Origin of the sequence: Thauera sp. K11 (assembly GCF_002354895.1) — a bacterium.
GTDB lineage: Bacteria > Pseudomonadota > Gammaproteobacteria > Burkholderiales > Rhodocyclaceae > Thauera > Thauera sinica.
In genome coordinates this window covers 5096917-5116734 of record NZ_CP023439.1, presented here as the reverse complement: position 1 = coordinate 5116734, position 19818 = coordinate 5096917, and the positions used below count along the sequence as shown (strand labels likewise).

At 71.3% G+C, this 19818-nt stretch carries 16 protein-coding genes; 10 read left to right on the top strand and 6 right to left on the bottom strand.

Annotation, left to right across the window (positions count from 1 at the left end; translation table 11 throughout):
- Positions 1-31 precede the first annotated feature (31 nt).
- Positions 32-5677, top strand: coding sequence for a FimL-related protein (locus tag CCZ27_RS22305; RefSeq protein WP_096451942.1), 5646 nt, complete (start codon positions 32-34; stop codon positions 5675-5677).
- A 132-nt stretch (positions 5678-5809) separates the two neighbouring features.
- Here CCZ27_RS22305 and CCZ27_RS22300 read toward each other — a convergent pair whose 3' ends face one another.
- Complete coding sequence (locus tag CCZ27_RS22300; RefSeq protein WP_096452896.1) at positions 5810-7249, bottom strand: cryptochrome/photolyase family protein; 1440 nt, start codon at positions 7247-7249, stop codon at positions 5810-5812.
- A 122-nt stretch (positions 7250-7371) separates the two neighbouring features.
- Here CCZ27_RS22300 and CCZ27_RS22295 point away from each other — a divergent pair, with 122 nt between their 5' ends.
- Genes CCZ27_RS22295 through CCZ27_RS22275 form a run of 5 tightly spaced genes read left to right on the top strand, consistent with a single transcriptional unit; the run spans position 7372 to position 11163 of the window.
- Entirely contained in the window at positions 7372-7947 is a 576-nt protein-coding gene (locus CCZ27_RS22295) for a YqgE/AlgH family protein (protein ID WP_385961537.1), read from the top strand.
- The gene (gene ruvX / locus CCZ27_RS22290; protein ID WP_096451938.1) at positions 7940-8419 is read left to right on the top strand and encodes a Holliday junction resolvase RuvX; all 480 of its coding nucleotides are present in this window, start codon (positions 7940-7942) and stop codon (positions 8417-8419) included. The genes CCZ27_RS22295 and ruvX overlap by 8 nt, the downstream gene beginning before the upstream one ends.
- The gene (gene pyrR, locus CCZ27_RS22285) at positions 8406-8909 is read left to right on the top strand and encodes a bifunctional pyr operon transcriptional regulator/uracil phosphoribosyltransferase PyrR (protein WP_096451936.1); all 504 of its coding nucleotides are present in this window, start codon (positions 8406-8408) and stop codon (positions 8907-8909) included. Before ruvX ends, pyrR begins: the two co-directional genes overlap by 14 nt.
- A 3-nt stretch (positions 8910-8912) precedes the next feature.
- The gene (locus CCZ27_RS22280; RefSeq protein WP_096451934.1) at positions 8913-9872 is read left to right on the top strand and encodes an aspartate carbamoyltransferase catalytic subunit; all 960 of its coding nucleotides are present in this window, start codon (positions 8913-8915) and stop codon (positions 9870-9872) included.
- Positions 9873-9882: 10 nt separating this feature from the next.
- Positions 9883-11163: a dihydroorotase gene (locus CCZ27_RS22275; protein WP_096451932.1), complete on the top strand. Its 1281-nt coding sequence runs from the start codon at positions 9883-9885 to the stop codon at positions 11161-11163.
- Position 11164: 1 nt separating this feature from the next.
- Here the strand turns inward: CCZ27_RS22275 and CCZ27_RS22270 are convergent, their stop codons facing one another.
- The 4 genes from CCZ27_RS22270 to CCZ27_RS22255 all read right to left on the bottom strand — a co-directional run bounded on the left by CCZ27_RS22270 (position 11165) and on the right by CCZ27_RS22255 (position 13684).
- On the bottom strand, positions 11165-11476 hold the full coding sequence (locus CCZ27_RS22270; protein WP_096451930.1) for a DUF167 domain-containing protein: 312 nt from the start codon (positions 11474-11476) through the stop codon (positions 11165-11167).
- Between the two features lie 4 nt (positions 11477-11480).
- Complete coding sequence (locus tag CCZ27_RS22265) at positions 11481-12062, bottom strand: YggT family protein (RefSeq protein WP_096451928.1); 582 nt, start codon at positions 12060-12062, stop codon at positions 11481-11483.
- Positions 12063-12069: 7 nt separating this feature from the next.
- Positions 12070-12894, bottom strand: coding sequence for a pyrroline-5-carboxylate reductase (proC, locus tag CCZ27_RS22260; RefSeq protein WP_096451926.1), 825 nt, complete (start codon positions 12892-12894; stop codon positions 12070-12072).
- An 82-nt stretch (positions 12895-12976) separates the two neighbouring features.
- Positions 12977-13684 carry a YggS family pyridoxal phosphate-dependent enzyme gene (locus CCZ27_RS22255; RefSeq protein ID WP_096451924.1) on the bottom strand — a complete coding sequence of 236 codons (708 nt, stop codon included), beginning with the start codon at positions 13682-13684 and terminating at the stop codon, positions 12977-12979.
- Between the two features lie 91 nt (positions 13685-13775).
- Here CCZ27_RS22255 and CCZ27_RS22250 point away from each other — a divergent pair, with 91 nt between their 5' ends.
- A complete protein-coding gene (locus CCZ27_RS22250; protein ID WP_096451922.1) occupies positions 13776-14819 on the top strand; it encodes a type IV pilus twitching motility protein PilT in 1044 nt (347 codons plus the stop codon).
- Between the two features lie 71 nt (positions 14820-14890).
- Positions 14891-16024: a PilT/PilU family type 4a pilus ATPase gene (locus CCZ27_RS22245; RefSeq protein ID WP_096451920.1), complete on the top strand. Its 1134-nt coding sequence runs from the start codon at positions 14891-14893 to the stop codon at positions 16022-16024.
- A 7-nt stretch (positions 16025-16031) separates the two neighbouring features.
- Here CCZ27_RS22245 and CCZ27_RS22240 read toward each other — a convergent pair whose 3' ends face one another.
- On the bottom strand, positions 16032-17204 hold the full coding sequence (locus CCZ27_RS22240) for a THUMP domain-containing class I SAM-dependent RNA methyltransferase (RefSeq protein ID WP_096451918.1): 1173 nt from the start codon (positions 17202-17204) through the stop codon (positions 16032-16034).
- A gap of 157 nt (positions 17205-17361) precedes the next feature.
- On the opposite strand from CCZ27_RS22240, the gene mobA reads away from it, so the two are divergent.
- Together mobA and CCZ27_RS22230 are read left to right on the top strand one after the other, a co-directional pair.
- The gene (gene mobA / locus CCZ27_RS22235; protein WP_385961532.1) at positions 17362-17988 is read left to right on the top strand and encodes a molybdenum cofactor guanylyltransferase MobA; all 627 of its coding nucleotides are present in this window, start codon (positions 17362-17364) and stop codon (positions 17986-17988) included.
- A 240-nt stretch (positions 17989-18228) separates the two neighbouring features.
- Complete coding sequence (locus CCZ27_RS22230) at positions 18229-19818, top strand: FecR family protein (protein WP_232516500.1); 1590 nt, start codon at positions 18229-18231, stop codon at positions 19816-19818.

Here is a 19818-nt window from a genome sequence, read left to right as displayed (position 1 = left end):
CCTCCCCCAAGCGCCACCAGCGGGAACACTCATGACACATGCGATCGAAACGGATCTCGGGCCGCTGAACTGGGTCAAGGGCGAGATCGACGCCGCGCTCGGCCGCGCGCGGGAGGCGCTCGGGCAGGCCGGCACCGCGCACGATCCGGCGGCGCAGGTGCAGTTCGCCCAGACCCACCTGCATCAGGTCCGCGGCGCCCTGTCCATCATCGGCCTCGACGGCCTGACGCAGTTCGCCGAGTCGGCGGGCCTGCTGCTGGGCGACATGGCGCGCGGCGACGTGCCGGCCGACCCGGGCAACGTGGAACTCGGCCTGCGCGCACTGGCGGCGCTGGGCAACTACCTCGAAGAACTCGCCCACGGCGCGCCCGACCAGCCGCTGCGCCTGCTGCCGCTGTACGAAGCCATCGCCGCGGCGCGCGGCCAGCCGGCGGGCGCGGTCGATCTGTTCTACCCCGACCTCAGCCTGCGCCCGCCCCGCCGCGACGACGCGCCGCCCGCCGCCGACGAGGCGCAGGCGCGGCTGCGCGGCGCCCGTGCCCGCTTCGAGCGCGGGCTGCTGGACTGGCTGCGCAAGGGCGCGGCCGGCGGCGGCGCTGCGCAGATGCGGGAAGCCATCGCCGACGTGGAAGCGCTGCAGCCCACGCCGTCGGCGCGCGCGCTGTGGTGGGCGGGCCTGGGTTTCTTCGATGCGCTGGCCGCCGGCACCATCGTCCCCGACCCCGCGGTCAAGAAGTTGTGCGCGCAGATCGACGCCCAGTTCCGCCGCCTGATGGGCGGCAACGGCGCAGTGCCCGAACGCCTGCTGCGCGAAGTCCTCCACCGCGTCGCCACCGCGCCGGCCACCACCGCGCAGCAGCAGAGCATCCGCGCCTGCTGGCAGCTCGATGCGCTGCTGCCGCCCGCCGGCGCGACCATCAGCGAAATTCCCCTCGCCCCGCTGCTGCAGGCGCTCCACGCCCGGCTGGCCGCGCTGCGCGAACAGTGGGACGCCTTTTGCGCCGGTACCGCCATCGCGCTGGCGCATTTCGAGGAGGAACTCGCCGCATTCGCCGGCGCCGCGGCGGGCCTCGCCCGCCCGGCCGTGGACCGCCTGGTCGCCGGACTGGCCGATTTCACCCGCTGGCTGCGGCACGATCCGCTGCAGTTTTCCGAGAGCATCGCGCTCGAAGTCGCCGCCGCCCTGCTGCAGATCGAGGCGGCGCTCGACCCCGGCGCCACCGGCGACGGCCTGGCCGCGCAGGTGGACGCCACGCTGTCGCGCCTCGCCGCACTGCGCCGCGGCGAAGCCCTCGCGCCGCAGCCGGCCTCCGCGGAGCAGGAAGGCGCGGTGCGTACGCACGAACGCGACGCCCTCGCGCAACTGGCCAAGGAAATGCTGTCCAGCCTCGCCCAGGTCGAGCAGACGCTGGACGACTACTTCCGCAACCCGCAAAAGCGCGCGGCGCTGGGCGAACTGCACCGGCCGATGCAGCAGATCCTGGGCGCGCTGAGCCTGCTCGGCGAAACCACCGCGATCGAGCTGATGCGCGAGGCCGGCACGCGCATCGCGCACTTCGCCGCACCCGACGCCCAGCCCGACCAGGCGGCGTTCGAAGAACTGGCGCACAAGCTGTCGGCGCTGGGCTTCTACATCGAGTCGCTGCCGCACAAGCGCACCGACCTGCAGGCGCTCCTCGGACCGGTCTCCACCGCCTCCGCTAGCGCCGAGGGCGCTCCCCCGGCGGCCGAAACGCCCCCCGCGCCGGCACACGCCGCGGCCCGGACCAGCGCGGAGCCGCAGGAAGGCACCGCGACACCAGCGGCCGAACCTGCGACCGGCATCGAGGCCGAAGCCGCATCGCCCGTCCCCGCCGCCGGAACGGCCCCCGTGCCGCCGTCCGGCGCGGACGGCGCGGCCCCGCCCGCGGCACCGGCTCCGCTGGCGCCATCCGCGGCGGAAGCCACCGCGGTGTCCGTGCCGGCCGCGGCGGGCGGCGCCGAACGCGCGACCGGCGACGCGGAGATCGACGCCGAACTGCTGTGCATCTTCATCGAGGAAGCCTACGAGGTGCTGGCCTCCATCGGCGAGCATCTCGAACTGTCGCGCAGCGAGCCGCAGGATGCCGAGCACCTGACGGTGATCCGGCGCGGCTTCCACACCCTGAAGGGCAGCGGGCGCATGGTCGGACTGCGCGAAGTCGGCGAAGCGGCATGGAGCGTGGAGCAGACGCTCAACCGCTGGCTGCAGCTCGAATGGCCGCCGACGCCGGCGCTGCACCACCTGATCGACGCAGCACGCCAGCTCTTCACCGACTGGGTCGCCCAGCTCGAAGCCGGCGGCCCGCGGGGACGGGATGCCGCTGCCGTCGTCGCCGAGGCCGAACGCCTGCGCAGCGCGGAAACGCCACCCGCCGAACCCGCTCCGGCCGCCGCGGCTCCGGCGGAAAGCGGCGCAGGCCGCCCCGCCGCGCCGGAGCCGGCGTTCCCCCGACTGGAACTGTCCGCGAGCGGCGAGATCCTGCCGCTGTTGACGGCCGCGGACCAGCCCGCCGCCGTCATCCCGCCGCTCGACGCCCTGCCCGATTTCGAACTCGAACCGCCGACCGTCGGCGATCTGCACGAACTGGCGCTGGGCGCCGACGGGCTGCCGCCGCTGGCCGCCGCCGAGGCACCGACGCCCGAGGAACTGGCGCTGCTGCCGTCGGAGGCCGGGGACGAGGCATGGCCCGCCCCCGAAGCCCCCGACGATGTGCCACCCGTCGTGGTCGGCATCGCGATCGACATCGCGCCGGCACGGCCCGAAGGCGAACCGGCGCAGCCCGATGGAGCGCCCGACAGGGCCGGAACGCCGCCGGCACCGGACGCGATCCTGATCGGCGATGCCGAGATGTCGCGCGCGCTGTACGAGCTGTACCGCTCGGAGGCGGCCGCCCACCTGGCCACGCTGCACGACGAGTTCGCCCGCCTCGCGGCCAACCCCGCGCTGCTGCCGCCCGACGCCGCGCTGCGTGCCGCGCACACGCTCGCGGGCATCTCCGGCACCGCGCGGCTGTCTCCCCTGCACACACTGGGGCGCGCGCTCGAACATGCGCTGGAACGCGTGCGCCATGCCGCCCGCCCGCCCGCCGCGGACGAACTGGCCCTGTTCTCGCAGAGCACCGGCACGCTGCAGGCCATGCTGGGCGAAGTGCTGCAGCAGCGCATGCCCGAAACCGCGCCGGCGCTGGAGCGGGCGCTGGACGACTGCGGCCGCGCCCATGCAGCCACGGCGCCGGAAGCCGGACCACCGGTTCGCACACCGGCCGCCGAAGCCGGTGTGGCCGGACCGCCCGCGGCCGGGGAAACCGTGCTACCGGAAGCCGGCGGGGAACCGCCGGCCGCCCTCCCTGCCGCTGCCGCCGTGGCCGAGGCGGCACGGGGCGGGGCGCCGATGGTGGCCGGCAGCGCGCCGCAGGACGACATCGACCCCCAGTTGCTCACGCTCTTCCTCGAAGAAGCGGCCGACCTGCTCGGCGAACTGCACGCCACGCTGCGCGCCTGGGAGCAGGCGCCGGAGGACGGCGGCCACGCCCCGGTGGTCGCGCGCCTGCTGCACTCGCTCAAGGGCAGCGCGCGCATGGCCGGCGCCATGACGCTGGGCGAGCACCTGCACGAACTGGAATCCCGCCTCGAAGAGGGCGGCGGGCGCGGCCAGGCGCTGGCCGACGATCTGGCTGCCGGCATCGACGCCGCCGAACTGATGATCGACGCGCTCGCGGCGGGCGAACCGCTGCCGGCCGTGGCGCCGCCCGCGGCGGCCGCGCAGCAGGCGACGGCGCTGGTCGCGGCCGCCGCCGAGGCGCCCGCGGCGGAACCCGAAGGCGCCGCCTCCGCGACGCTGCGCGTGCGCGCGGACCTGGTCGACCGCTTCGTCAACCAGGCCGGCGAGATCGGCATCTCCCGCACCCGCATCGAGGGCGAAATGCGCACGCTGCGCAATTCGCTGCTCGACCTCACCGACAACGTCATCCGCCTGCGCAATCAGGTGCGCGAGGTCGAACTGCAGGCCGACATGCAGATGCAGTCGCGCATCGCACAGGCGGATGCCCGCCATGCCGACTTCGACCCGCTGGAGATGGACCGCTACACCCGGCTGCAGGAACTGACCCGCATGCTGGCCGAGAGCGTCAACGACGTCACCACCGTGCAGCAGAGCCTGCTGGGCAACCTCGACAGCGCCGACCTGGCGCTGCACGGCCAGGCCCGCCTGTCGCGCGACCTGCAGCAGGCGCTGATGCGGGTGCGCATGCTGCCCTTCGACAGCCTCGCCGACCGGCTCTACCGCGTAGTGCGGCAAAGCGCGAAGGAACTGGGCAAGCGCGCCCATCTCGACCTGCGCGGCGGGCGCATCGAGATCGACCGCAGCGTGCTCGAACAGATGGCGGCGCCGCTGGAGCATCTGCTGCGCAATGCCGTCGCGCACGGCATCGAGACGGCGGACCGGCGCCGCGCCGCGGGCAAGCCCGAGATCGGCCAGATCAGCCTGGGCGTGCGCCAGGAAGGCAACGAGATCGCCATCGAACTCGTCGACGACGGCGCCGGCCTCGACTTCGAGCGCATCGAGGCGCGCGCACGCGCCGGCGGCCTCCTCGAACCCCACGAGCAGGCCGACGCGCGCCGGCTGACCAACATGATCTTCCTGCCCGGCTTCTCCACCGCACAGGCGGTGTCGGCGGTGTCGGGGCGCGGCGTCGGCATGGACGTGGTGAAGGCGCAGACCGCCGCGGTCGGCGGCCGCATCGACGTCACCAGCCGGCGCGGCGAGGGCACCACCTTCCGCATCCACCTGCCGCTGACGCTGGCCGTCACCCAGGCGCTGCTGGTGCGCGCCGCCGGCCGCACCTACGCCATTCCGTCGAGCATGGTGGCGCAGGTCATGGAGCTGAAGACCGACGCCCTGCAGCGCGTGCAGGCCGATCACGGCACCGGGTGGATGGACGAGCACTACGCCTACCGCTACCTCCCGCGCCTGCTCGGCGACAAGCACGCCCGACCCGAGGAACAGCGCTACAACTGGCTGCTGCTGCTGCGTGCCGGCGCGCAGACGCTGGCGCTCCACGTCGACGCGCTGTGCGGCAGCCAGGAGATCGTGGTCAAGAACGCCGGGCCGCAGCTCACCCGCATCCCCGGCATGTCGGGCGCCACCGTGCTCGGCGACGGCGAGATCGTGCTGATCCTCAATCCGGTCGCGCTCGCCAGCAGCGGCATGGGGCTGGAGGAAGGCCCCGAAGCGGCGCCGGGCAAGGCCGGCCACCCGGGCCACGTGCCGACGGTGATGGTGGTCGACGACTCGCTGACCGTGCGCAAGATCACCGGCCGGCTGCTCGAGCGCGAAGGCTACCGCGTCATCACCGCCAAGGACGGCGTCGACGCGCTGGAAAAGCTGGTCGAGACGCTGCCCGACGTCGTGCTGTCGGACATCGAGATGCCGCGCATGGACGGCTTCGACCTGGTCCGCAACATCCGCGCCGATGCGCGCACGTCCGCCCTGCCGGTGATCATGATCACCTCGCGGCTGGCGGACAAGCACCGCCGCTACGCCGCCGAAGTGGGCGCCAGCCACTACCTCGGCAAGCCCTACCAGGAAGAGGAACTGCTGGCACTGCTGGCCGGCTACACCGGGCGCGAATACCAGCCGCAGGCCGCGCCGGCCTGACACCGGCTCGCTTCGATGACCAGCCCGCATTCGGTCCATGGCTGGTTTCCACTGGATCATTTCCAGGTCTTTGAACGCGAATTGGCATGAGCGGTCCGCTGCCGGCCTGGCGGCGCAGGCCGTGCCGCCGCTTCAGCCCTTGATCGCGGCGAATCGGGCGAGCGTGCGCTCGCGCGCAGCGGCGTGGTCCACCACCGGCGCAGGGTAGTCCTGCCCGATGCGCGCCCGCGCCGCCTGCTGATCGAGGCCGCCCATCGTCCACGGCGCATGGATGAACCGGTCGGGCACCTGCGCCAGTTCGGGCAGGTAGCGGCGGATGAAGCGCCCCTGCGCATCGAACTTCTGCGACTGCGCCACCGGGTTGAAGATACGGAAATAGGGCTGTGCATCGCAGCCGGTCGATGCCGCCCACTGCCAGCCGCCGTTGTTCGCCGCCAGGTCGTAGTCGAGCAGCTTCGCGGCGAAATGGCGTTCGCCCAGCCGCCAGTCGATGCCGAGATCCTTGGTCAGGAAGGACGCGGCGATCATGCGCAACCGATTGTGCATGTAGCCGGTCTGCTCGAGCTGGCGCATCGCCGCGTCGACAATCGGATAGCCGGTGCGCCCCTCGCACCAGGCGGCGAATAGTTCGGGCGCGTCGTCCCAGCGGATGCGGTCGCATTCCGGGCGGAACGCCGCATCAGCCACATGCGGGTGATGCCACAGGATCATGTGGAAGAAATCGCGCCAGATCAGTTCCGACAGCCAGGTCTCGGCCCCGACACCGCCGCGGTGCCAGGCGAAGGCGGCGAGTTCTCGTACCGACACCGTGCCGAAGCGCAAGTGCGGCGACAGGTAGGAAACCCCCTTCACCGCAGGAAAATCGCGCGCCTCCCTGTAGCGGTCGATGCGCGCGCGGAATTCGGCGCAAAGTCGGCGGCCGCCGGACATGCCCGGCGGCAGGCGCAGTTCGGAGAGGTTGGTCGCCTCGAAGCCCAGCGCGGCCAGATCGGGCAGGGCGTGGCCGGCCGGCGGCGCGGCCAGGCGCGCGGCGTACTTCTCCACCGGGTAGGACTGCAGGTGGAAGCCGTCGAGCTTGCGCAGCCAGGCGTTCCGGTACGGCGTGAACACGCGGAAGGGCTGCCCGGCCTGGGTGAGCACCTCATCGCGTTCGAAGATCACCTGATCCTTGAAGTCGGCGAATCCGACCCCGTCGGCGGCCAGGCGCTCAGCGACGCGGCGGTCGCGCGCGATGGCGGCAGGCTCGTAGTCGCGGTTGGCGAAGACCTGCGCCACGCCGAGTTCGCGCGCAAGTTGCGGAATGATCCCGTCGGCGCGGCCATGGCGCACGATCAGTCCGCCGCCCGCCCCACCCGCGGTGCGGGCCAGCGCGTCGAGCCCCTGGGCGAGTTCGGCGACGGCCGCATGGATGAACTCGACGCGGCGGTCGCGCCGGTCCGGCAGGGCGTCGAGGATCTCGCGGTCGAAGACGAAGGCGCAGAACACCCGGCGGGCGCCGCGCAGAGCGTGATAGAGCGCGGTATGGTCGTGCGTGCGCAGGTCGCGGCGAAACCAGACGAGGGCGGAATGCAGCAGAGGATCGGTCATCGGTGCAAGGCGGCGCGCGGAAAGGCGCCGATTATGGCCGACGGCCGGCCGCCGCGGCGGTGCCCGTCCGGCACCCGGCACCCCGCTGGCGGCGGACACGGCGTAAAATGCCGCGCATGGATACGCCCACGGCCAACTTCACGCATCACTTCCTGATCGCCATGCCCAGCATGGCCGATCCCCATTTCGCGCGTACCCTCACCTACATCGCCGAACACAACGAACAGGGCGCGCTGGGCGTGATCGTCAACCGGCCGATCGACATGACGCTCGCCACGCTGTTCGAGCGCATCGACCTGCCGCTCGAGGCCGAAGGCTTCGCCGGCCAGCCGGTGTATTTCGGCGGCCCGGTACAGACCGACCGCGGCTTCGTGCTGCACCGGCCGCTGACCGAATGGCACTCCACGCTGCGCGTCAACGACGAAGTCGGCCTCACCAGCAGCCGCGACATCCTGCAGGCGATCGGCACCAGCGGCGAACCGCGCGAGGTGCTGGTGACGCTGGGCTACGCCGGCTGGGCCGCCGGCCAGCTCGAGCAGGAACTCGCCGACAACGCCTGGCTCACCGTGCAGGCCGACATGGCGATCATCTTCGAACTGCCGCCCGAGGAACGCCTGGCCGCGGCGATGCAAAAGCTGGGCATCGATTTCGCCAGGCTCAGCGAGGTCGCCGGGCATGCCTGAGGCGGCTGCCGCCGGGCAGCCCGTGAAGGACCCCCTGCCCGCCCGCGGCACCCTCTTCGGCTTCGACTTCGGCCTCGCCCGCATCGGCGTGGCCAGCGGCGAACTCGAAACCGGCCACGCCTCGCCGCTGGCCACGCTGCGCGAGGAATCGAACGACGCGCGCTTCGCCGCCATCGCGCGCCTGATCGCCGAATGGCGCCCGGTGGCACTGGTGGTCGGACTTCCCTCCCATCTCGACGGCCGCGAACACGAACTCACCGCACGCTGCCGCCGCTTCGCCAACCAGTTGCACGGCCGCTTCGCGTTGCCGGTGTTCATGGTGGACGAGCGACTGTCCTCGGTTGCGGCCGAGGCGGAACTCGCCGATGCCGGCGTGCGCGGCTGGCGCGAGCGCAAGGCGGTGCTCGACGCCGCCGCCGCACGACTGATCCTGCAAACCTTCCTGGACGGCAACCGACATGCAAACCCCTGACGCCGAAGCGCTCTGCCGCGAGCTGGCCGAGCAGATCCGCCCCCATGTCACCGCCGGCACCGTGCTGGTCGGCATCCATACCGGCGGCCTGTGGCTGGCCGAGCGCCTGCATGCGCTGCTCGGCATCCGCGCGCCGCTGGGTGCGATCGACGTGTCCTTCTACCGCGACGACTACGCCAGCAAGGGGCTGCACGCGCGCCCGCAGCGCACCGACATCCCGTTCGGCGTCGACGGTGCGCCGGTGATCCTGGTCGACGACGTGCTCTACACCGGCCGCACGACGCGGGCGGCACTCAACGAACTGTTCGATTTCGGCCGGCCGGCGCGCGTCGACCTGGCGGTGCTGGTCGACCGCGGCGGCCGCGAACTGCCCATCGCCGCGCGCTACTGCGCCCACACGCTGGCCGAGCCGCTGCCGGCGGCGCAGACCCTGGAACTGCAGCGCGCCGCCGACGGCACGCTGACCCTGCAGTTGACGAGCCGAGGCTGACCGATGCGCAACCCTCAACTGAACAAGCACGGCGAACTGCAGCACCTGCTCACGCTGGACGGCCTGCCGCGCGACATCATCGACACCATCCTCGACACCGCCGCGCCCTTCACCGAGGTGGCCGAGCGCGAGGTGAAGAAGCTGCCGCTGCTGCGCGGCAAGAGCGTGTTCAACCTGTTCTTCGAGAACTCGACGCGCACCCGCACCACCTTCGAGATCGCCGCCAAGCGGCTGTCGGCCGACGTGGTGAATCTCAACATCACCACCAGTTCCGCCGCCAAGGGCGAGAGCCTGCTCGACACGATCGACAACCTGTGCGCGATGCAGGCCGACATGTTCGTCGTGCGCCACGCCGCCAGCGGCGCGCCGGTGCTGATCGCGCAGCACCTGCAGGCCACCGGGCGCGACCACATCCACGTCGTCAATGCCGGCGACGGGCGCCATGCGCACCCGACGCAGGGCCTGCTCGACATGTACACCATCCGCCATTTCAAGAAGGACTTCACCAACCTGACGGTCGCGATCGTCGGCGACGTCATGCACTCGCGCGTGGCGCGCAGCCAGATCGCAGCGCTGACCACGCTGGGCGTGCCCGAAGTGCGCGTGATCGGCCCCAGGACGCTGCTGCCCACCGAGGTCGAAAAGCTCGGCGTGCGCGTGTTCAACGACATGCGTGAAGGGCTCAGGGGCGTGGACGTGGTGATGATGCTGCGCCTGCAGAACGAGCGCATGCACGGCGCGCTGCTGCCGACGCCGCAGGAGTATTTCAAGATCTGGGGCCTGACCGCCGACAAGCTCGCGCTGGCCAGGCCCGACGCGATCGTGATGCACCCCGGGCCGATGAACCGCGGCGTGGAGATCGATTCCGCGGTCGCCGACGGCGCGCAGGCGGTGATCCTGCCGCAGGTGACCTTCGGCATCGCGGTGCGCATGGCGGTGATGAGCATGCTGGGCAGCAACTGAGGAAGGGCGCATGAAGAAGATCCTGATTTCCAACGGCCGCGTCGTCGATCCGGCCAACCGCATCGACCGCGTGCAGGACCTGTACGTGGCCGGCGGCAAGGTCGTCGCCCTCGGCCCGGCGCCGGACGGCTTCGAGGCGGAGCGCGTCATCGACGCCTCCGGGCTGGTGGTCGCGCCCGGTTTCATCGACCTCGCCGCGCGCCTGCGCGAACCGGGCTTCGAATACCGCGCGACGCTGGAATCCGAGATGGATGCGGCGATGGCCGGCGGCGTGACCAGCCTGGCGATCCCGCCCGACACCGATCCGGCGCTGGACGAACCCGGCCTCGTCGAGATGCTGTGCTACCGCGCGAAGAAGCTCAACCGCGCGCACGTGTATCCGGTCGGCGCGCTCACCATCGGCCTGAAGGGCGAGCGCCTGTCCGAGATGGCCGAGCTGGTCGAGGCCGGCTGCGTGGCCTTCTCGCAGGCCAACGTGCCGGTGGTCGACAACACCGTGCTGATGCGTGCGCTGCAATATGCGGCGACCTTCGGCTTCCGCGTCTGGCTGCAGCCGATCGCGCCCTTCCTGTCGCGCGACGGCCATGCGCACGACGGCGAAGTCGCCACCCGCCTCGGGCTGGCGGGGATTCCGGTCGCCGCCGAGACGGTGGCGCTGTACACCTATCTGCAACTGGCGAAGATCACCGGCGCGCACCTGCACATCACCCGCCTGTCCAGCGCGGCGGGCCTGGAACTGATCGACCAGGCCCGGGCCGACGGCATCGAAGTGAGCTGCGACGTGTCGATCAACCACCTGCATCTGTGCGACATGGACATCGGCTATTTCGATGCCAACTGCCATCTCGTGCCACCGCTGCGCAGCCAGCGCGACCGCGAGGCGCTGTGCCGCGGGCTGGCCGAGGGCCGCATCAACGCGCTGTGCTCCGACCACACCCCGGTGGATGACGACGGCAAGCAGGCGCCGTTTTCCGAATCCGAACCCGGCGCCACCGGCCTGGAGCTGCTGCTGCCGCTGACGCTGAAATGGGCCGGGCGCGCCGGCCTGTCGCTGGGCGACGGCCTCGCGCGCATCACCTCGGATGCGGCGCGCATCGTCGGCATCACCAAGGCCGGCCATCTGTCGGCCGGCGCGCGCGCGGACGTCTGCGTGTTCGATCCCGCCGCACACGTCGCCATCAGCCGCGACGGGCTGCGCAGCCAGGGCAAGAACACGCCTTTCCTGGGCATGGAACTGCCCGGCAAGGTGCGCTACACCCTGGTCGAAGGCCAGGTGATGTTCGAGGGCTGAATCAGCCCAGCGCGCGCAGCTTGTCGACCACGGCGGACTGCGGCGCGTCGATGCGTACGCGCTTCGCGCGCGAGGTCTCGCCGCTCACCAGCGTGACAGCCGATTTCGGCACGCCGCAGAACTGCGCCAGGAAGGCGCACAGCGCCGCATTGGCCTTGCCATCCACCGGCGGCGCGGCAAGGCGGATCTTCATCGCCTCGCCGTGCAGGCCGGCAAAGCCGGTCTGTTTGGCGCCGGGCTGGATGTGCAGGCTCAGCACGACGCCGCCGTCGGACGCGACGCGCAGCCAGCCTGCCGTACCGGAAGCCTGCATGATCTCAGTTGCCGAACAGCAGCAAGGCGAAGTTGTTGCGCAGGCCGCCGATGACCATCAGCAGGATCTGCAGCACCAGCAGCAGCACCAGCGGCGACAGGTCGACGTTGGCGACGGTCGGGATCAGCCTGCGGAAGGGCTTCAGGAAGGGCGCGGCGAGCGCGTTCAGCACCGGCGCCGCCGGCCCGTGGGGACTCACCCAGGACAGCACCGCCGACATCAGCACCACCGCGAACACCAGATAGAGCGCCATCCGCAGCAGCTCGACGAGGCCGATGCCCCACAGCCCCAGCATGACCGAGACCGGATTGCTGCCGAAGACGGCGCCGTTCAGCACCAGTTCGGTGAACACCAGCAGGACCTGCACCACCCAGGCCGGCAGCAGGCTGGCCAGGTCGAGCCCGAACAGGCCGGGCACGAAGCGCCGCAGCGGCAGCACGATCCAGTCGGTGGTGCTGACGACGAAATGGCCCACCTGGTTGCGGAAGGAGACGCGCTGCCATTGCATGAAGAAGCGCGCCAGCAGCATCAGCGTCAGGAAGCCGCCGCCGGCATCGAGGATCAGCAGCAGGATGTTCGCAAGCATCGCCGCCTCAATCCTTGCCCAACTGCTCGCCAAGCTCGCGGCCGCGCGCCGCGGCCGCCTGCACCGCGGCGACGAGGGCGTCGTGCCAGCCCGCCGCCGCGAGGCTCGCCAGCGCCGCCTCGGTGGTGCCGCCCTTGGAGGTGACCCGTTCGCGCAGCACGCCGGGCGGCTCGTCGGACGCCGCCGCCAGCCTGGCCGCGCCCGTCACGGTGTCGAGCGCCAGCCGGCGCGCGGTCTGTTCGTCGAAGCCGAACGAGCGCCCGGCGGCTTCCAGCGCCTCGATGAAGTGGAACACGTAGGCCGGACCGCTGCCCGATACCGCGGTGACGCCGTCGATCGCGGCCTCGTCGGCGCCCCACACCACGCTGCCGACCGCCGACAGGATGCGCGCGGCGGCCTCGCGCCCGGCCGCATCGACCGAAGGGTCGGCATACAGGCCGGTGACGCCGGCGCCGATCAGGGCCGGCGTGTTGGGCATGCAGCGCACGATGCGCGCGTACGGCGCGCCGCCGGCGCCGAGCCAGCGCGCGATGTCGGCGATGCGCAGGCCGGCGGCGATGCTGATGACCAGTTGGCCGGACAGGCGGCCGGCGAGCTGCGCGAGCGCCGCGCGCATCTGCTGCGGCTTGACCGCCAGCACGATCGCGTCGCAGGCCAGCGCCGCATCGTCGAAGGATTCGACCGTGCGCACGCCGAAGCGGGCCGCCAGGCGCTGGCGCGTCTCCGCACCGAGATCGACCACCTGCAGGCCGGCGGCCGCGAAGCCGCGCTCGACCATGCCGCCGATCAGCGCCGCGGCCATGTTGCCGCCGCCGAGGAAGGTAATTTTCATGGGTATCTCTCTTTCAGCCTTCAGGATTCGTGTCCGGATCGTTCCGCCGTCCGCCGCATGCCGGGCCTGGCCGCCGCGGGCATCAGACCGCCGCCACCGGGCCGGCCGCCGCGCGGGTGCCGAAGATGGCGGTGCCCACACGCACGATGGTCGCCCCCTCGGCGATCGCCGCCTCGAGGTCGTGCGACATGCCCATCGACAGCGTGTCGAGCGCCAGCCCGTCGGCCGCCAGCGCCTCCTTGAGCGTGCGCAGCGCGGCGAAGCGGCTGCGCAGCAGCGCCTCGTCGGCGGTCGGCTCGGGGATGCACATCAGGCCCCGCAGCCGCAGCCGCGGCAGCACGGCCACCGCGCGAGCCAGTTCCCGCGCCTGCCCGGGCGCCACGCCGCTCTTGCTGTCCTCACCGCTGACATTGACCTGGATGCACACGTTCAGCGGCGGCAGATGCACGTCGCGCTGGGCCGACAGGCGCTCGGCGATCTTCAGGCGGTCGATGCTGTGCACCCAGTCGAAGGCGTTCGCCACCGGCCGCGTCTTGTTGCTCTGCAGGGGGCCGATGAAATGCCATTCGAGCCCCAGCGCGGCAAGCGCCGCGGCCTTGTCCGCGCCTTCCTGCACGTAGTTCTCGCCGAAGGCGCGCTGGCCGGCCGCGGCCGCCTCGCGCACCGCCCCGGCGGGCCAGGTCTTGCTCACCGCCAGCAGTGCGACGGATGCGGGATCGCGGCCGGCGGCCTGCGCGGCGCGGACGATGCGGCCGCGCACGGCTTGCAGGTTGGCAGTGATTAATGTCATATATCCGTGGTCATTTTCATGCTGGACGGAGCGCCGGCAGTATAGCATCGGCACCCAGGACCTCCCCTCGCCCACCGCCCGACCTCCCGACATGGACATCACCGAACTGCTCGCCTTCGCGGTCAAGAACAAGGCTTCCGACCTCCACCTCTCGGCCGGCCTTCCGCCGATGATCCGCGTGCACGGCGACGTGCGCCGCATCAACCTGCCGCCCATGGAACACAAGGACGTGCACGCCATGGTGTACGACATCATGAACGATGCGCAGCGCAAGCAGTACGAGGAGAGCTGGGAGTGCGACTTCTCGTTCGCGGTGCCCAACCTCGCGCGCTTCCGCGTCAATGCGTTCAACCAGAACCGCGGCGCGGGCGCGGTGTTCCGGACCATTCCGTCCAAGGTGCTGACGCTCGAGGAACTCAACTGCCCGAAGATCTTCAAGGAGATCGCCGACCAGCCGCGCGGCATCGTGCTCGTCACCGGGCCCACCGGCTCGGGCAAGTCGACCACGCTGGCGGCGATGGTCGACTACATCAACGAGAACGAATACGGCCACATCCTCACCGTCGAGGACCCGATCGAATTCGTGCATGAATCCAAGCGCAGCCTGATCAACCAGCGCGAGGTGCACCGCGACACGATGTCCTTCAACAACGCGCTGCGCGCCGCGCTGCGCGAGGACCCGGACGTGATCCTGGTGGGCGAAATGCGCGACCTCGAAACCATCCGCCTGGCGCTGACCGCGGCCGAGACCGGCCACCTGGTGTTCGGCACGCTGCACACCTCGTCGGCGGCCAAGACCATCGACCGCATCGTCGACGTCTTCCCGGCGGCGGAAAAGGACATGGTGCGCTCCATGCTGTCGGAATCGCTGCGCGCAGTGATCTCGCAGACGCTGCTGAAGACCAAGGACGGCGCCGGCCGGGTGGCGGCGCACGAGATCATGATCGGCACCCCCGCCATCCGCAACCTGATCCGCGAGAACAAGATCGCGCAGATGTACTCGTCGATCCAGACCGGCCAGAACGTGGGCATGCAGACGCTGGACCAGTGCCTGGCCGATCTCGTGCGGCGCAACGTGGTGTCGGCCGCCGAGGCCCGCGTGCGTGCGCAGAACAAGGATAATTTCGCCAGTTGAACGCCGGCGGCGAGGCCCGAACGGCTTCGCCGAACCACATGCATGGCCGCCCGTGCGGCCAGGAGCCCCAAATGGAACGCGACCAGGCCCTCAAGTTCATGCACGACCTGCTGCGGCTGATGCTGCAGAAGAACGGCTCGGACCTCTTCATCAACGCCGGCTTTCCACCCGCGATCAAGGTCGACGGCCGCATCGTCCCGCAGTCCAACCAGCCGCTGCTGCCCCAGCACACGGCGGAACTGGCGCGCGCGATCATGAACGATCGCCAGGCGGCCGAGTTCGAGGCCACCAAGGAATGCAACTTCGCCATCTCGCCGGCGGGCATCGGCCGCTTCCGCGCCAACGCCTACGTGCAGCAGGGCCGCATCGCACTGGTGCTGCGCACGATTCCGCAGCGCATCCCGACCTTCGAGGAACTGGGCCTGCCGCGGGTGCTGAGCGAGGTGGCGATGACCAAGCGCGGGCTGGTGATCTTCGTCGGCGGCACCGGCACGGGCAAGACGACCTCGCTGGCGGCGATGGTCGATTACCGCAACCAGAACTCCTATGGCCACATCATCACCGTCGAGGATCCGATCGAGTTCGTGCACGCGCACAAGAACTGCATCGTGTCGCAGCGCGAGCTGGGTATCGACACCGACTCCTGGGAAAGCGCGCTGAAGAACACGCTGCGCCAGGCGCCGGACGTGATCCTGATGGGCGAGATCCGCGACCGCGAGACGATGGACTACGCGATCGCCTTCGCCGAGACCGGCCACCTGTGCCTGGCCACGCTGCACGCCAACAGCGCCAACCAGGCGATCGACCGCATCATCAACTTCTTCCCCGAGGACCGGCGCCAGCAACTGCTGATGGACCTGTCGCTGAACCTGCGCGCGCTGGTGTCGCAGCGCCTGCTGCCGATGAAGGAGCGCAAGGGCCGCGTGCCGGCGGTGGAGATCCTGCTCAACTCGCCGCTGATCGCCGACCTGATCTTCAAGGGCGACATCCCGAGCATCAAGGACATCATGAAACGCTCGCGCGAGCTGGGCATGCAGACCTTCGACCAGGCGCTGTTCGAACTCTACGAGACCGAACTCATCACCTACGAGGATGCGCTGCGCAATGCCGACTCGGTGAACGACCTGCGCTTGCAGATCAAGCTCAACAGCCGGCACGGCGAGCGCGACATGAGCGCCGGCATCCAGAACCTGGACATCGTCTGAGCGCGCCTCAGGAGTCCGTGCCCGCCGCAGCCTGCGGGCGGTCGCGCATGCTGCCCGCCACCATGCGGTATTCCAGCAGGCGGCACTCCAGCGCACCGTTGAACAGCGGCGTGCGGCGGCTCGCCTTCAGCCCGATCAGCTTGGGCAGCGCCGGATCGCCGCTGAAGAAGAAGCAGCGCCAGCCGCTCCAGCGCTGCTTGAGCGCGTCGCCCAGGCGCGGATAGAGCGCCGCCAGCGCCTCGGCCTCGCCGATGCGCACGCCGTAGGGCGGATTCGTCACCATCACGCCGGCGGGGGCGGGCGGCGTGCGTTCAAGCAGGTCGGCGCGCTCCAGGCTCACGCAGTCGGCCAGGCCGGCGGCCTCCAGATTGGTGCGGCTGCGCCGCAACTGCTCGCCGACGATGTCCGAGCCGAAGATGGCCAGTTCGCGCGGCGCCTGGCGGCGCGCTTCCGCCGCGCGGCGGATGCCCGCCCAGGCCGCGCGGTCTGCATGGCGAAGGCGCTCGAAGCCGAAACGCCGCCCCAGGCCGGGGGCGATGTCGAGGGCGATCTGCGCCGCTTCGAGCAGGAAGGTGCCGCTGCCGCACATCGGATCGAGCAGGGGCTCGCCCGGCTGCCAGCCGGTGAGGAGCAGGATGCCGGCGGCCAGGTTCTCCTTCAGCGGCGCCTCCACCGCCGCGGGCTTGAAGCCGCGCTTGTACAGCGGCTCGCCCGAGGTGTCGATGTACAGCGTCGCGATATCCGCGGTCAGGAAGGCGTGGATGCGCACCGCGGGATCGGCCGTGTCCACGCTCGGGCGCCGGCCGGCGACGGTGCGGAAGTGGTCGCACACCGCATCCTTGATGCGCAGCGTGATGAACTCCAGGCTCTTCAGCGGCGACTTCTGCGCGGTGACGTAGATGCGGATGGTGTCGTCGGCGGTGAACCACTTCGCCCACGTCGCGCCGTAGGCGAGCTTGTAGATGTCGACCTCGGCACGGTAGCGGCCGCGCGCCACCTGCCACAGCACGCGGGTCGCGATCCGGCTTTCGAGATTGGCGCGGTAGCATGCCGTCCAGTCGCCGTGCCACATCACGCCGCCATGCACCGCTTCCGCACCGGCCGCGCCGAGGGCGCGCAGTTCGTCGGCGAGCAGTGCTTCGAGGCCGCGCGGGCACGGAGAAAAGAAGGTTTCGGCCATGTCGGGCTCCGGTCTTGGTGGGCGCATTGTAGCCTGCGCCGCCCGCGGCCCCGCTCCGGCGCCCGCCACGCCGCGTCCGCCGGCGCGCACTTCTGGCATCATGCGTCGCACGCGGCCTGCCCGCCGCGCCCGCACATCGCTTCGGAGCCGATCCGCCGTGACCGACCAGACGAAACCCCGCCCCCGCATCACCGGCGTGCTGCTCGCCGGCGGGCAGGGGCAGCGCATGGGCGGGGTGGACAAGGGGCTGATGACGTTCGACGGCCGCCCGCTGGCGGCGCACGTGCTTGCGCGGCTCGCACCCCAGGTCGACGAACTGCTCGTCAACGCCAACCGGAACCTGTCCGCCTGGCAGGCATTCGGCTACCCGGTCTTTGCCGACGACATTCCCGGCTACATCGGACCGCTCGCCGGCCTGCACGCCGCGCTGAGCCGCGCCGCCCATCCGCTGGTCGTCACCGTGCCCTGCGATGCGCCCTTTCTCCCCGGCGACCTCGTCCTGCGCCTGTTGTCGGCCTGGCAGGGCGCCGGCGCCGGCGCCGACGTCGCGGTGGCGAAGACCGCCGGCCGGCTGCACCCGGTGTTCTGCCTGTGCCGGCGCGAACACGTCGCGCATCTCGACGCATACCTGGCCGCCGGCGGCCGCCGGGTCGAGCGCTGGAGCGAGGGGCTGCGGGTGGTCGAGGTCGGCTTCGACGACCAGCCGGCCGCCTTCCTCAACCTCAACACCCCCGACGAACTGGTCCGGGCGCTGGCCGGTACCGGGCACGGGGACGGAAGGTAGCAGGGCCATCCATCGGCGGGCCGCACGCGGGCCCTATTCACTGCGGGTAGCCAGCACGCCCCTGTCGGGACAATAATGCTCACCGGCCGGATGTCATACCATCCGGCAGACGGATCTCGAGGCACGGAACCGGCACGTCCGGCAACGGAGACGAGGAGCGACGCGATGCAGCACGGTGCGGCCAGTCACGGTAGGAGATACGATCGGCGCCTTCCGGCATTTCTGCTGGGCACGGTCGCGATGTGGGCCTCGGCCCTGAGCCCGAACGCAACGGCGGAAGACTACCGCTACGTGGTGCGGCCCGGCGACAACCCCTGGAACCTGACGCAGCGCTTCCTGAAAGGCATCGTCTACTGGCCGCGGATCCAGCAATACAACCGCATCGTCGATGCCACCGCCATGCAGCCCGGCACCACCCTGCGCATCCCGGTGGGCTGGATGCGCGCGGCCGCGCGGCAGGCGGAGATCGCCGACCTGCGCGGCGACGTCTTCCTCGAACGAGGCGGGGAGCCGGCGCAGGCCGCGGCCGCGGGCATGCCGGTGGCGCCCGGTGCCACGCTGCGCACCGGCGACGAAGGCAGCGTCTCGCTGCAGTTCCCCGACGGCAGCCGCACGCTGATCGGCCCCGGCACGGTGGTGCGCCTCGTCGAACTGCGGCGGCTCACCTTGTCGTCGGGGCAGCAGACCCGGTTCGAGCTGCAGCAGGGTGAAATGGAGAACGAGGTGGCGGGCAGCCGGGGCAGCGGCGGCCGTTTCGTCATCCAGGCCCCGGCGGCGACCGCCGCGGTGCGCGGCACCCGGTTCCGCGTCGCGAGCGCGGCGGACGGCATGCGCAACGAGACGCTGCAGGGGACGGTCGCGCTGCAGAACCGCAAGGGCTCCACGCTGCTGCGCGCCGGCACGGGGACGCACGTCCGCGCCGGCGCCGCGCCGGGCGCCGCGCAGCCGCTGCTGCCCGCGCCGGTGCTCGACGCCCTGCCGGCACGCATCGAACGGCTCCCCGCGCGGCTCGAGATCCCCGCCGTGGCGGGTGCGCACGCCTATCGCAGCCAGATCTTCCCGGCAACGGGCGCGGCGGCGGCCGAATCCGATCGCAGCGGCCCCACCGCCCACGTCCTCAGCACCGGCGACCTGCCCGACGGCGTCCACCGCCTGCGGGTGCGGGCCATAGGCGAAGGCGGCCTGGAGGGCCTGGACGCCGAGCGCGAGATCGTCATCGACGCCCGGCCCGAGCCGCCCTTCCTCCACGAACCGCCGAGCGACGGCTGGGTGGTCGACGAACACCCGGCGTTCCGCTGGGCACGGAGCGGCGACGCCGCCCGCTACCACTTCCAGCTCGCGGCGGAGCGCGATTTCCACGCGCCGCTGGTCGTTGCCCAGGGGCTCGAAAGCCCGGAATGGATCGCCGGGCAGCCACTGGCGCCCAGCGTCTATTTCTGGCGCGTCGCAGTCGAGACCGATGCCGAGGGCCTCGGCCCCTACTCCGACCCGCAGCGCTTCACGCTGCCCCCGCCCGGCCCGCAGCCGCAGCCGCCGGAAATCGATGGCGACACGATGGAACTGCGCTGGCGTGCCGGCAACCCGGGCGAACGCTTCCAGGTGCAGATCAGCCGCGACCCCGCCTTCGCCGCGCCGGAGATCGACCGCGTGACGGACGAAGCCAGGCTGTCGATGCCGCGGCCGGAGCCGGGGCTCCTCCACCTGCGGGTGCGCACGCTGGCACCGGACACGCCACCCGGCCCGTGGGGCAAGGCGCAGCAGGTCGAGATCCCCCACAGCCACTGGCGCGCCCTGCTGATCCTCGTCCCCGTGCTGCTCATCGCGCTATGA